The 14069-nt window shown below is 37.0% G+C and carries 8 protein-coding genes; all 8 read left to right on the top strand.

From position 1 onward, the window contains the following. Positions 1-127: 127 nt before the first annotated feature. The 8 genes from AABJ51_RS10170 to AABJ51_RS10135 all read left to right on the top strand — a co-directional run bounded on the left by AABJ51_RS10170 (position 128) and on the right by AABJ51_RS10135 (position 14062). A complete protein-coding gene (locus AABJ51_RS10170; protein ID WP_338372433.1) occupies positions 128-442 on the top strand; it encodes a carboxypeptidase-like regulatory domain-containing protein in 315 nt (104 codons plus the stop codon). A gap of 38 nt (positions 443-480) precedes the next feature. Further along, positions 481-678 (top strand): hypothetical protein, encoded by a 198-nt coding sequence (locus tag AABJ51_RS10165; RefSeq protein ID WP_338372432.1) that lies wholly within the window; start codon positions 481-483, stop codon positions 676-678. A gap of 457 nt (positions 679-1135) precedes the next feature. Further along, complete coding sequence (locus AABJ51_RS10160; protein ID WP_338372431.1) at positions 1136-2320, top strand: discoidin domain-containing protein; 1185 nt, start codon at positions 1136-1138, stop codon at positions 2318-2320. Between the two features lie 12 nt (positions 2321-2332). After that, the gene (locus AABJ51_RS10155) at positions 2333-5509 is read left to right on the top strand and encodes a SusC/RagA family TonB-linked outer membrane protein (RefSeq protein WP_338372430.1); all 3177 of its coding nucleotides are present in this window, start codon (positions 2333-2335) and stop codon (positions 5507-5509) included. Between the two features lie 12 nt (positions 5510-5521). Continuing rightward, a complete protein-coding gene (locus AABJ51_RS10150) occupies positions 5522-7414 on the top strand; it encodes a RagB/SusD family nutrient uptake outer membrane protein (protein WP_338372429.1) in 1893 nt (630 codons plus the stop codon). A 78-nt stretch (positions 7415-7492) separates the two neighbouring features. After that, complete coding sequence (locus AABJ51_RS10145) at positions 7493-10630, top strand: glycoside hydrolase family 2 TIM barrel-domain containing protein (RefSeq protein ID WP_338372428.1); 3138 nt, start codon at positions 7493-7495, stop codon at positions 10628-10630. A 10-nt stretch (positions 10631-10640) separates the two neighbouring features. Next, on the top strand, positions 10641-12620 hold the full coding sequence (locus AABJ51_RS10140; RefSeq protein WP_338372427.1) for a glycoside hydrolase family 97 protein: 1980 nt from the start codon (positions 10641-10643) through the stop codon (positions 12618-12620). An 8-nt stretch (positions 12621-12628) separates the two neighbouring features. After that, positions 12629-14062, top strand: a complete 1434-nt coding sequence (locus AABJ51_RS10135; protein WP_338372426.1) for a glycosyl hydrolase family 28 protein — start codon at positions 12629-12631, stop codon at positions 14060-14062. Positions 14063-14069: the final 7 nt, after the last annotated feature.

The raw sequence follows: 14069 nt of genomic DNA, 5'->3' as shown, positions 1-14069 counted from the left end.
TCTTGTAGCATTGCTTTTTGGGTTGCAGTTGGGATAAAATGACCATACATTTGGTATTAATTATCCCAGCCCTATAGTGTTTTTTAGTCTACTTTTGACTTGTGAAATAACTATAAATTCTAATATCATGAAGAGACTTTTATCTAAAAGGTCTGTTGCATTAATTTTGTTTATCCTTTTGATAAATATTATAGCAATAGATATTTATGCTGAAGAAAACGGAATAGCCCGCATTCTTCAAGAAAAAACTAAAATAACCGGAACTGTTGTAGATAAAGACGGAGAGCCTATCATAGGAGCTACGGTTATTGTTGTAGGAACTACACAAGACACTAATGCCGACCTCAATGGAAGGTTTGAGATAGATATCTCAAACAAACAATCTTTGCTATCTTTTTTTTGTGCCAAAAACAAAAACTTTCGAAAATTAGCCCCTCACTAATATCGTTTTAGAAGAAACCGCCAAAATTTTCGATGAATATGGTGGCAAATTATTGCACAGAAATAAGAGTTTATACACCCATGGCTATTTTGTGGGACGATACTGATATGTACAAGAGTGCTGTAGATGTCTTGTTGGGAGGTAATGATAATGGTATAATCCCCAATTATAACAACCAAGAGTGGCAAAGGGTCAAGAAAGTGGAAGAGATCAGGCTCATGCTCAGTTTGGCATAGGGATTTGCTCTCTATTTGCGAAATTGCGTATAAGCAAGATAATGAGCTGTTGGGAATGCTGGATAATTGCTTGCTCAAAGGCTATGAAAACGCTGTCAATTATAATTTCGGGATATGATGACTTACGTTCGGATGTTACTGGAAAATATAGTACAGACATTCTATAAGTAATCTTTACAGGGGCGAATTCAGATCTATCTATGCTTTAGATTATAATTATTATGTAGTAGGTAAAGGGTTGAAAATGCCATTTACAGCTAAAGTTTTGGTGAGATACCCGACAGGAAAATATGACAGAAACGGAATTGGCTGTGATGTATTTCAGTTTTGTGATTAAATAATTAATTGTAGCTATTAAAAATTAATGAAAAAATGTTTTAGGAAATTTGATAATTCGAAATAGAATATTTGAAGAATGTTATCTAACTATATTTAATAAATGTAAAAATCTAAAATCATGAGAAAATTCTATTTGTTATTTTTTATTATCATTGTTACTTCATGTACCGATGACGATAAAGTCAGTGAAATAGCGCCAGCTAAAGTCACCGATCTTGCAAGCTCTTCAGGACCAGGTGAAGTGTATCTGTCTTGGAAAAATCCAAATGATCCGAATCTAATGTATGTAAAGATTGAATACATTAATTCAAAAGGAGAAAAAAGATATAAACTAATATCAAAAGACAAGGTTGATAAGAACGGTGCCTCTGCAGATACGATAAGAGGTTTCGCTAATACCGAACTCAAAACATTCTCAGTATTTACATGTAGTCTAAAAGGTTCTAATCAAGGCCCTGTAAATATAGAACAGGCTCCTGATAATCCGGTCTTTGAAACCGTAGCTAAGACTGTAAATATATCAGCAGATTACGGAGGCATACGCATTGATTGGAAGAATGAAACAAATTCATTAGTCTATATTGCTGTTGATTATCATTCGATTGCTGATTCTAATAAAAAAGGGACAAAGAAAATCACCGCAAAGGCAAATACTAATGGAGAGATTTTTACTCAGCTGTTTTATGAAGAACTCTCAGTATTGATTGGAGAAGAATGTATTGTTAATATGACAGTACAAGATGAAGAAGAAAATTCATCGGAAGTCAAAGAGTTTAAATTGACTCCCAAAGTGATGACTGCAATATCAACTAGTTCTTGGTCTTTCCCAGGATATAATGATTCTTCCAATTCGCAAACAATTGGATATAGTTCTCAGGAAGCAGGAGGAGAAGGAGCATCACCTAAAGGACGGGTAATAGCTATGATTGATGGTGATCCAAGTACATTTTGGCATGCTTCATGGAAATCAGCATCTGATTATCCTCACTGGTTTATTCTTGATTTAGGCCAAAATTATGATATCACTAATGTCGAATTGGTTAGACGTTTAGGTAATAATAAAGGACAAAAAGGACAACAATTTTTTACTTGTTCAACTGAAAATGCAATTGGAGCTGATCCCACTTCCTGGGCATGGGTCGATCAAGGCTCTTACAGCTTTAATAACGAGACCAATGCACCTCAAAATTATCGGTTCTTCACTAATCCTAAAACCCGTTATGTTAAAGTCTATTTTGGAACAGAGTATAAAGGCTCAACTAACTATGCAATGGTTTCGGAGATTAGAGTTTATAAAAAATAAAAAATAAATATAATGAGAAAACAATATTCATTTTTAACAGCTATTTTTTGCTTGATAATGATATTTCCTGCATATAATAAAATCTGTGCAACAGAGACAGAGATACATGATGCAAAGCAACAAGGTAAAAAAATAGAAGGTAAAGTTATTGACGAAAGTGGAGAAGCTTTGATTGGAGCATCAGTATCAGTAGTTGGTACTAATATTGGAACAATAACAGATTTGGATGGAGGATTTAGTATAATAGTCCCCTCTGATAAAAAAGAAATAAAGATTTCCTATATCGGTTATCAATCTCAAATAATAGATGTTTATAAAATTTCAGCTTACGATATAGTATTAAAATCGGTTCAAGAGCTGGATGAAGTGGTCGTAGTTGGTTATGGTGTGCAACGAAAAGCATCCTTAACCAGTGCTATTTCAAGCATTAGTGGAGATGACGTGTTTAAGGACAGGGGAGTAAGCAATGCAGGGGTTGCATTACAAGGAGAAGTCCCCGGATTAATCGTTACTCGTAAATCATCTCGTCCGGGAAACGAAGGTGTTGATTTCAAAATACGAGGAGATGTGTCTGTTAACAGCGGTTCTTCTCCACTGGTAATAATAGATGGAGTTACAGGATCAGTAAATGAACTATCCCAACTAAATCCGAATGATATAGATAATGTGTCTGTATTGAAAGATGCTTCGGCTGCTATATATGGAGCTCGATCAGCCGGAGGGGTAATTCTGGTTACAACCAAAAGAGGAAAGTCTGGAAAAAATAAAGTTACATACAATGGCTCTGTAAGTAAAACTATCAATGGTATTGATGTTCCCATCACAAATAGTAAAGAATGGATGCAAATGTTTGTTGAAGCTCAAACAAATGATGCAAAAACAACTGGACAAGCTTTCAATAACTGGGTGTTTCCTAACAGGGAAGTGATAGACAGGCTTTTAAATGGAGAGGAGTTTGAATACTATTATGCTGATTGGGGGATGGATATGTACTACAAAGCTACCGATTTGCAAAAAGAGATGTATGGCAGTGCAACCTCATCTAAGCATGACTTATCTTTCTCAGGAGGAAATGATAAGGCAACATATCTCGCATCTATTGGATATGCAGATAATCGTTCTCAATTAAAACCGGCTTATGATGGAGAAAAGAAATGGAATACTCGTTTTAATTTAGATTATAAAGCTTCGGATTTAGTAAAACTCGAATTTGGAACATCGTATGACAGACGCAAGGTTCAATCTCCCAGAGATGGTGTAGGAGCAGGATATTTTGACTTTTACATTTTTCCAATCTATGATCAGAATGGAGATTTTTATAGCACTTTTGGAGGTCGGAATCCGGTTGCTTCAATAAAAGCCGGAGGGGTAAGCACAACATTCAACGAAACTTTTCGATTAAATGGGAAAATTACACTGGATATGGATAAGTATGTAAAAGGCTTGTCATTTAGTGGAACTGCGGCATTTAAAAAATATGAAACCAAATTCAGTGAAGTAACAAATACTTATAAATTGTATGACTGGGTTGGGAAACAAACTGCACACGTGAATAATGCTTCCGCTGGTGTAAAAGAGGAAATAAAGAATTGGGAATACCAAAGTTATGGGGCTTTTGCTAATTATTTGAATACGATTAACAAAGTCCATAATGTAGGAGCAATGATTGGGTTTACAGCTGAAAAGGAACACTATAAGCTTGTTGGTGCAAGCCGTAATGATGGGTTTATATTTGATGGCTCAGGATTAGACGATTTGAATACGGTTAATAAAGGCGAAAAGTCAGACAATTGGGGCGGGCAGAATGAATGGGGGTTTGCCTCATTCATTGGTCGATTAAATTATGATTTTAGCAATCGATATTTAATTGAATTTCTAGGTCGACGAGATGGTTCGTCTCGTCTGCACAAAGATTCACGATGGAAAAACTTCTACGGCATATCCGGTGGCTGGAGGTTTACAGAAGAGAAATTCCTGCAAGACCTTGATTGGAAGTTTCTGTCATATGGAAAACTAAGAGCCAGTTATGGCGAAACAGGAGGCATCTCTGGTATTGGACAATATGACTATATAGCTGAGATGAAAACGGGAACTACTATATTAGGCAATGATAATGGATTTCAAACGTCAGCTTGGATTAATGGAATTAGGAGTAAAAACAGAAGCTGGGAAACTATAAAAAATCAGAGTTATGCCATTGAGCTAGGTTTGCTGGATAACAGGTTGACTTCTACGATAGAATATTTTAGTCGTAAAAATGACGGCATGCTTATTGATATTACATATCCTGATGTGTTAGGAGGAACAGCTCCCAAAACAAATAGTGGAAGTTTCAGGACTCGTGGATGGGAAATTGAATTGGGATGGAGAGATAAAATTGAAAAAGTACGATACAATGCATCTTTCCAGGTTGGAGACAACAAATCCAAAATACTCAATATAGCAGGAGGTAAAATAGCAGAACCTGGTAAGAATAGTATAATAGAAGGTAAGCCTCTCAATTCCCTTTATGTCTTTCAAACAGATGGCTTTCTTCAAACACAAGAAGAGGTCGATGCTTATTATTTGTTATATGGACAAGGGGGGATATTGCCAAATGCAGCTAGCGATGACCGTCTGAGACCAGGGTCTCGTCGAATTGTAGATCGCAATGGCGACGGAAAAATTACGAATGAAGATATTTATTATTATGGAGATACAAATCCACATCTTTATTTTGGTATGAAGCTTGGGGCTGAATGGAATGGTTTTGATATCTCAACATTCTTTCAAGGTGTTGGCAATCAAAATGTATTAAGAAGTGGTTACCTAACCGCACCATTTATCACCAATTACACAAATCAAAATCGAATATTTTTAGGTAAGACCTGGACTGAAGAGAATCCAAACTCAGAATACGCAATTTTATCAAGAAGTCAAAATCTTAATAAATGGAACTATATGAACAAAGACGTATCTGTACAGAAATCGAGATATATTCGCATGAAGTCTCTAATAATAGGATATACACTACCCGAGACTATTGTTAGTAAGGCGAAAGTGGAGCGAGTACGCTTTTACTTTGCAGGAGAGGATCTTTTTGAGCTTACTTCAATAAAAGATGGTTATGATCCTGAATTTGGAGAAAACTCTAATAATACATTTCCTTTCTCTCGCATGTTAACATTTGGTGTAGACATAACTTTCTAAAATAAAAGAATTATGAATAATAATAAATATATAATACTACTATTATCAATATTAATTTTTAATAGTTGTAATGAATTCCTAGATCAAGAACCACAAGATACAGGTACAGAAGCAATTTATTACAAGACTCCTGAACACTTTAAAGCTGCATCAAATTCGCTGTTAGATAATGTCCTTTCCTTCAAAAATGGTTATGGTGGAGATGTCATCTATGACCACTTCGATAAAAGTACAGATATAGGGCCAACTGATCTGAATAGAGGACAAATTCAATTAGGAATGTATGTAAAGCCTGAAACTAATACTTATTGGAGTAAAACTTATGAATACATAAGAAACGCTAATATTATAATTGAAAAAGCAGAAGAATATCAAGGTGACAAAGATGGAATTAAGAAGCATGTTGCAGTTGCATATTTCTTTCGAGCTTGGCAGCACTTTTTCTTATTACAAAGATTTGGGGGAGTGCCCATTGTTACTAAAGTTTTGGATCCGGCCGTAGATAAAGAGTTACTATATGCCGCAAGAAATAGTCGCTATGAAGTCATTAAGCAAATAATCAACGATTTGGAGATCGCAATAACTGATTTACCTAAAGAAAAAGATATTGCAGATGTAGATAAAGGACAAATAAGTAAAGAAGCAGCTATGTCTTTTTTGGCACGAGTAACGTTATATGAAGCTACTTGGGAAAAATATGTTGGTACATCTACGGATGGAGACGGGACTAATGAAGGTGCAGGAAGTACAAAACCGGATAACTATCCATCTGTTACCGATATGCTTTCAAAAGCTAAAGAAATGTCCGGAAATGTAATAGCAGAGGCTCAGGCAGGTACATTTAAACTTTGGAACGAGGCTGATACTTTAAGTTATTATTACTTGTTTTCTTTAGAAGATGCAGGCTCAAACCCTTATGGAAAAACTAAAGCTTCTAATAAAGAGTACATTTTCAAGACAAAATATGATTTTGAAAAGAAACAAACAGGATTGAATATTAGCCATGCAACGGCTTTTGAAATCAGTGCAGATCTAGGAAATATGTTTTTATGTAGAAATGGTTTGCCTATCATTATAAATGGATCTTATAATCCGGATTTTAAGGGATACGATAAATTCGAATATGAGTTTTATAACAGAGATTACCGTTTTGTGAGCTCAACTTATTTGCCCAATCGATATTATTGGAGCTATGGAGGTTCTTCAGCTGGAGGCATGACCGTGAATAAGCCATTTCCTGATCCGGCAGATGGTTTTACCGGTGTTATGAAAAAACCAGCTCTACGTAATACTAGCGGAGAAGGATATTCTTGTAGGAAATTTATGTCAGAACATGCCGGCCGCGAGACAAGACAAGAGTCGTATGATTATCCTCAAATACGTTTAGCTGAAGTCTATTTAATATATGCCGAAGCTACATGTGAATTAGGGAATGGTAGCATAAGTCAAACTGACTTAGATATGTCAATAAACATGACCCGTGCAAGAGCCGGAATTGACCCATTAACAGCTTCCCTTATTGCAGGAAAAACGGATGAGAGGGGAAAGCCGATGACTCTTTTAGGTGAAATAAGAAGAGAAAGAGCATGTGAATTATTTAGTGAGGGTTTTCGTTTCGATGATCTAAAACGTTGGAATATTGCAGAAGAAGCGCTAAATGGAATTAAGTTAGGTATAAAAATAACGGGCACACAATATGAGGATATTACGGTTTTAGGCAATGATGGTAAACCTGCTTATGATCCAGTGAACTATCCTTTAAGGTATGGTGTAGATAATGCAACAGGGCGTGCAATTGCTGTACCATCCTCTGTACGAAACTTCAAGAAAAAAGATTACTTGTGGCCAATTCCGAATAAGCAAATATTACTTAATTCTAGTTTAAAACAAAACCCGGGTTGGTAAATCATCTAATAATACAATCCAGTAGGGGAAACTCCCCTGCTGGATATAATATAACTATAGAATTAAGAACTCATTTATATGAAAATAATAACAATAACTTTTACTCTATTCCTATTGCTAATATCGTCAACTTTATTTGCGCAGCAAAACGAATGGGAAAATCCTACTGTTTATGAGTGGAATAAAGAGAAGCCACATGTCGATTTAAAGCTTTATACTACTATTGAGGATGCTATTACAGATATAGCAACAGATTCACCGTGGTATAAATCATTAAATGGAACATGGAAATTCACTTATGCATCCAATATAGCTGATAGCAACAAAGAATTTTACAAAACAGGTTTAAACGATTCAAAATGGGACAATATAAAAGTACCCTCCAACTGGGAATTGGAGGGATTTGGCGAACCCATTATTCGCAATATACAATACGTTTTTTCACCTAATCCGCCTTATATAGATGTCGACAATCCGGTAGGAACATATCGTAAAACATTTACAGTTCCCTCCGACTGGTCAGACAAAGAAATAATCCTCCATTTCGGATCCATCACAGGTTACGCGCAGGTGTATATCAATGGAGTTAAAGTTGGAATGAGCAAGGCCTCAAAGACACCCGCAGAGTTTAATATAACCAAACACCTGAAATCCGGAGAAAACCTTTTAGCAGTACAGGTATACCGGTGGCATGATGGCAGCTATATGGAAGACCAGGATTTCTGGCGTCTTACAGGTATTGAAAGAGATGTTTTCCTTCAGGCCTACCCTAAATTAACGATATGGGATTTCTTTCTACAGCCGGATCTGGATAAACAATATAAGAATGGAACCTTTAATGCGACAGTGGACCTGCGCCAATTTGAAGGCAATACCGTAAAAAAAGGCAGTCTTAGGGTAGAACTATTTAATAAGCGAGGTCAGTCAGTATTGCAACAGCGAAAAAATTTTAATTTGAATACTGATATTACAACACTTTTATTTTCCGGTAATATTAAAAATGTTCAAAAATGGAGTGCCGAAAAGCCCAATCTCTACGATTGTGTTATCACTCTATTTAACGATAAAGATAAAGAAATAGCCATAACCAGCTATAAGACAGGATTTAGAAAGATCGAAATCAAAGATGCAAAACTCCATGTTAATGGTGTACCGACATATATAAAAGGCGTAAACCGCCATGAGCATAATGATAGTTTAGGACATGTACAGACTAAAGATATAATGATGCATGACCTTAAATTGATGAAACAGCTGAATCTGAATGCTGTTCGTCTGAGCCACTATCCCAATCATCCGTTATTCTATAAGTTATGTGACGAATATGGCTTCTATGTAATAGATGAAGCTAATATAGAAACTCACGGTATGGGTTCTGTTCCCTATTTTAAAGACACGATTCCCCATCCGGCCTATCGTGCCGATTGGTATGACGCCCATGTGGACCGTATAACCCGTATGGTAGAGCGCAGCAAAAATCACGCATCAGTTGTCGGTTGGTCATTAGGTAATGAATGTGGAAACGGCAAAGTTTTTCATGATGAATATCTGCGATTGAAAAAATACGATCCCAGCCGTTTTGTTCAATTTGAGCAAGCCTGGGAAGATTGGAATACCGACATTGTTTGTCATATGTATCCTAATTTCGGACGGATAAAAGCCTATCGGGAATCAGGGAAACAACGCCCGTTCATTATGTGTGAATATGCCCATGCACAAGGTAACAGCAATGGAAATCTTCAGGACTTTTGGGATTTAATCTATGATAGCCCGAATCTTCAAGGGGGCTTTATTTGGGATTGGATGGACCAGGGAATCAAAATGGAGACAGAGGAACGTGACGGGCGTTCTTACCGGATGTACAATGGAAAAATGGGTAGTTACAAATGGGTTGAGGACAAACGCGGAGAGTGGAATACCGGAACTGATGGTATGATCTCAGCTGATGGTATTCCAAAACCTCAAGCTTATGAAGTGAAAAAAGTATATCAATATATTCAGTTCAAAGACAAAGATTTGGCTAATGGGATTGTTTCTATCAAAAACCGCTATGATTTTACCAATCTGGATGAGTATGACTTTGTCTGGGAAATATACAAGGATGGGATAAAAGATGCAACAGGTACATTTAACGTATCAATCGCACCCCATCAGGAGAAAGATATAAAACTAAATTTACCCGGACAGACAGGAGATAACAGTGAATATTATCTGAATATCTATGCCTATACAAAAACAGGAACAGAATTAGTTCCTGCCGGATACGAAGTTGCCCGAGAGCAGTTGAAATTAAGTAACAGTTCTTTCTTTGATAATGTATTCAAAGCTAATGGTAGCTTAACCTATAAAAGCGAAGACAATACATTGACATTCTGGTCAGGCAATGTTTCCGGGAAAATTGATCTGAAAAGAGGTATCCTATATGATTATAAAATAGAAGGAAAAGAACCGATCAATAAATGGCAATATCCTGAGCCTGCATTTTGGCGTGCTCCTACCGATAACGATTTCGGAAATAAAATGCCGTCTAATATGGGTGTATGGCGTACAGCCCATACAAATAAAAGTGTAAAAAATGTGATCGTGGGTGATACGTCTGAAAAAGGCTTGCCTGTAAAGATTGAATTTATGCTGAATGATATTCAGGTGCCTTATACAATTGAGTATTTGATTCTGAATGATGGGGCTATACAAGTAACGGCTTCAATAGATATGGAAAATAAATCACTTCCTGAATTACCTCGTTTTGGTATGCGTTTGGAATTGAATAAACAATATGACAATCTGACTTATTATGGTCGCGGACCGTTAGAAAACTACACCGACCGATGGACAAGTTCTTTTATCGGGAAGTACCAAAGTAAAGTAGCTGACCAATATTACTGGTATAGCCGGCCACAGGAATCAGGAAACAAGACGGATGTTCGCTGGTTGACTCTTACTAATGATAACGGTGTTGGCTTACAAATAACCGGAGTTCAGCCACTTTCTTTTTCAGCATTGCATATTGCTCCTGAAGATATAGATCCGGGACTGACTCGCAAAATGCAACATTCCATAGACATCATTCCACGCAAAGATGTAATTCTCCATATTGATTTAAAACAAAGAGGTTTGGGAGGCGATAATAGTTGGGGCGAACTACCACATCGAGAATATCGCATGCTGGATAAAACATATTCTTATAGCTATATCATGAAGCTAATAGAGAAATAAATCAGAAACTATGCATAAAGTATTATTAATTATACTGTCTGTTTTCTTTTTATCATCGGCCTATGGGCAAACGGTATTAGAAAATACACAGTATCAGGTGACTTCTCCTGATGGTAAATATGTCTTTGAGTTCTATCAAAAAGAGTTTGGAGAGAATAAAAGACAAATGTACTACACTATTTCATATGCCGGAAAAACCATTATAGAAGAATCCGAACTAGGTGTCCTTATCGAAAACAGGTTGTTTGAATCGGCTTTAGGCATTCCTAATGATGACTGTGAACTTTGGGGTGAAAATCTCATATTGTCGGGTGAAAGTAAAAGTACGGTCAATGAAACATGGAAACCCTTGTATGGTGAACGAAGTAGAGTCAGGAACAATTACAATGAATTGATCCTGCAGTTCAAAAAGGGAACTGAGGCCATTGGGGTTAAGGAACACGGATATGACAAACGCCGTTATTATATGATGGATTTTGTTGTTAGAGCTTATAATGAGGGTGTTGCTTTTAGATACCATTTTCCTGAAGCTAATAATGGCTTGTTTATTCACATTGCGGGCGAACAGACCCAGTTTACTTTACCCGAAGGTACGCTGGCATATTATGAGCGTTGGGCGCAAGGTCCCTATTCTCTCCTGCCTCTCAAGGGTTGGGTAGACGAGTGTGAACGTCCATTGACTATGAAGTTGCAGAATGGATTAACAGTCGCTTTGAGCGAAGCACAAATGGTTGATTATGCACGAGCGAAGTTTCGCTTAAGTGATAAAGCCAATACATTACAAATTTCGCTATACAGTAGCGTAGACATAATAACTCCTTACGATACCCCTTGGCGTGTGATCATGGCAGGCGAAAGAGCTGTAGATCTGATTGCTAACAATGACATTATTCTAAACCTTAATCCGGAGAATAAAATCAAAAACACGTCATGGATAAAACCCGGTAAAGTAATCCGTTCCGGACTTAGTCAGGAAGAAGCTATGGCTTGTGTTGATTTTGCCGCTGAACGGGGACTACAATATGTACATCTTGATGCAGGATGGTATGGTCCCGAAGTAAGTGTGAAGTCGGATGCGACAAAAGTACGATCAGATAAAAATATTGACTTCCCTGTATTAACAAACTATGCTGCAAACAAGGGGATCGGTATTTTTGTATATGTCAATCAACGGGCGTTATATCAACAATTAGATGAAATCCTTCCTCTTTATAAAAAATGGGGAATAAAAGGAATAAAGTTCGGTTTTGTACAAATAGGCAATCAAAAGTGGACTACATGGTTGCACGATGCCATTAGAAAGTGTGCTGAATACGAAATACTAGTGGATGTACATGATGAATACCGACCTACAGGATTCAGCCGGACTTATCCTAACTTATTGACTCAGGAAGGCATACGTGGCAATGAAGAGTTTCCGGATGCAACCCATAATACTATTTTGCCATTTACTCGCTTTATCTCCGGAGCAGGGGACTATACAATCTGTTATTATGACAAACGATTGAAAAATACACATGCCCACCAATTGGCAATGGCGGCAGTATACTACAGCCCATTACAATTTATGTATTGGTATGATAACCCTAAAGCATATGAAGGAGAACCTGAGATAGAATTCTTCGATAAAATACCTACGGTTTGGGATGATACCAAAGCTGTAGCGGGAGAGATTGGGGAGTTTGTAACCATTGCGCGTCGCAACAATAAAGATTGGTTCTTAGGTACATTAGGCAATAATCAGGCACGAATGGTTACCACTCCCCTTGATTTTCTTGAACAAGGACAAAAATATGTAGCAAATATATACACGGATGATGAGAGTGTAAAAACGAAGACCCAAGTCAGAGTCACACGGCTACTGGTGGATAAACAAACTATTCTGAATTTTGACTTGCAGGCAAGAGGAGGGTGTGCCGTACATCTATCTCCGGCATCAAAAGAAGATTTGAAAAAATATAAAACGTATAAAAACAAGAAACGATTATAATTATATATATGAGAAAAAATATTGCTTTTAGCCTGTTGTTAATCAGTTTACTTACAATCAGCTCTTCAATTATTGCAGGCAATAGACTTATTACCTACCCTGCACCAGAAGGAGCTCTTTTGAATGACGATTTTACAATAAAGGTAAGACAAGCCGGGCAAGAGTGGCAAGAAACCCCTTCCTATTTAGTGAAAGTGCAAAAGGTCGAAAACCTAGAACGTTCGGTGGAAGATGCATCGGTGAGTTCATTTGATTTTGCCGGTGAGGTAGAGGTGTCGGTAATTTACAATAAAGGTATTATAAACACCGCTAGAGTACGTCCTCTATCGTATGCTATACCTCATCAAATCGATGGAAATATCCTTACCTTCAAACTGACTAAGCCCAGTAATCTATCGGTCGAAATAAACGGAGACATTTTTCATAACTTGCATCTTTTTGCCAACCCTGTGGATGAATTTGTTCCCAACAAGAAAGATCCTAATCTCATCTACTTTGGTCCGGGTATACATGATATACCACGTGAAGGTTTAAAGATCCCTTCCAACAAAACCGTATATCTGGCAGGAGGAGCAGTTCTGAAAGGACAACTACTGGCAGATAGTGTTGATAACGTAAAAATATTAGGAAGAGGCATAATCTGCCATACAGTGAAACATGCAGTAAAAATATCCAATTCCAGGAATATACTGGTCGAAGGCATTATTCTGACTCAATGCTCGACAGGTGGCTCCGATAATGTAACCATTCGTAATGTAAAAAGTATAAGCTATTACGGCTGGGGTGACGGAATGAATGTATTTGCCAGCAACAATGTATTGCATGAAGGTGTCTTTTGTCGTAATTCCGATGACTGTACGACTGTATATGGAACCAGACTTGGGTACGAAGGCGGATGTAAAAATATCACTATGCGTGACGCTGTACTATGGGCAGATGTTGCCCATCCTATCTTTATAGGGATACATGGGAATGCAGAAGAACCTGAAATATTAGAGAATCTGAACTATGAGAATATTGATATTCTTGATCATCGGGAAACTCAAATAGACTACCAGGGATGCTTGTCTATCAATGCCGGAGATAATAATTTGATTCGTAAGATCCGGTTTGAGAACATTCGGGTAGAAAACTTTCGGGAGGGGCAACTTATCAATATTCGTATATTTTACAATCCTAAATATTGTAAAGCTCCGGGAAGAGGCATTGAAGATGTATTGTTTAAAAATATTACCTATACAGGAGACAATGCAGAAATATCTATCATTGCAGGTTATAATGAAGAACGAAAAGTTAAAAACATTCGTTTTGAAAATTTGAACATTAACGGAAAAATTATATTTGATGACATGCCGGAAAAACCCAAATGGTATAAAACAGGAGATATAGCACGTTTTTCTATTGGTGAACATGTTGATAATGTTACCTTCATTAAGGAATAATTACTTT

The organism is Indolivaga capnocytophagoides (assembly GCF_036511535.1).
Classification (GTDB): Bacteria; Bacteroidota; Bacteroidia; order Bacteroidales; family Dysgonomonadaceae; genus Dysgonomonas_A; species Dysgonomonas_A capnocytophagoides.
This window is presented reverse-complemented; position numbering and strand designations above follow the sequence as displayed.

Coding starts and splice junctions, on each gene's coding strand:
- AABJ51_RS10170 (WP_338372433.1), top strand. CDS start 128: ATGAAGAGACTTTTATCTAAAAGGTCTGTTGCATTAATTTTGTTTATC.
- AABJ51_RS10165 (WP_338372432.1), top strand. CDS start 481: ATGGTGGCAAATTATTGCACAGAAATAAGAGTTTATACACCCATGGCT.
- AABJ51_RS10160 (WP_338372431.1), top strand. CDS start 1,136: ATGAGAAAATTCTATTTGTTATTTTTTATTATCATTGTTACTTCATGT.
- AABJ51_RS10155 (WP_338372430.1), top strand. CDS start 2,333: ATGAGAAAACAATATTCATTTTTAACAGCTATTTTTTGCTTGATAATG.
- AABJ51_RS10150 (WP_338372429.1), top strand. CDS start 5,522: ATGAATAATAATAAATATATAATACTACTATTATCAATATTAATTTTT.
- AABJ51_RS10145 (WP_338372428.1), top strand. CDS start 7,493: ATGAAAATAATAACAATAACTTTTACTCTATTCCTATTGCTAATATCG.
- AABJ51_RS10140 (WP_338372427.1), top strand. CDS start 10,641: ATGCATAAAGTATTATTAATTATACTGTCTGTTTTCTTTTTATCATCG.
- AABJ51_RS10135 (WP_338372426.1), top strand. CDS start 12,629: ATGAGAAAAAATATTGCTTTTAGCCTGTTGTTAATCAGTTTACTTACA.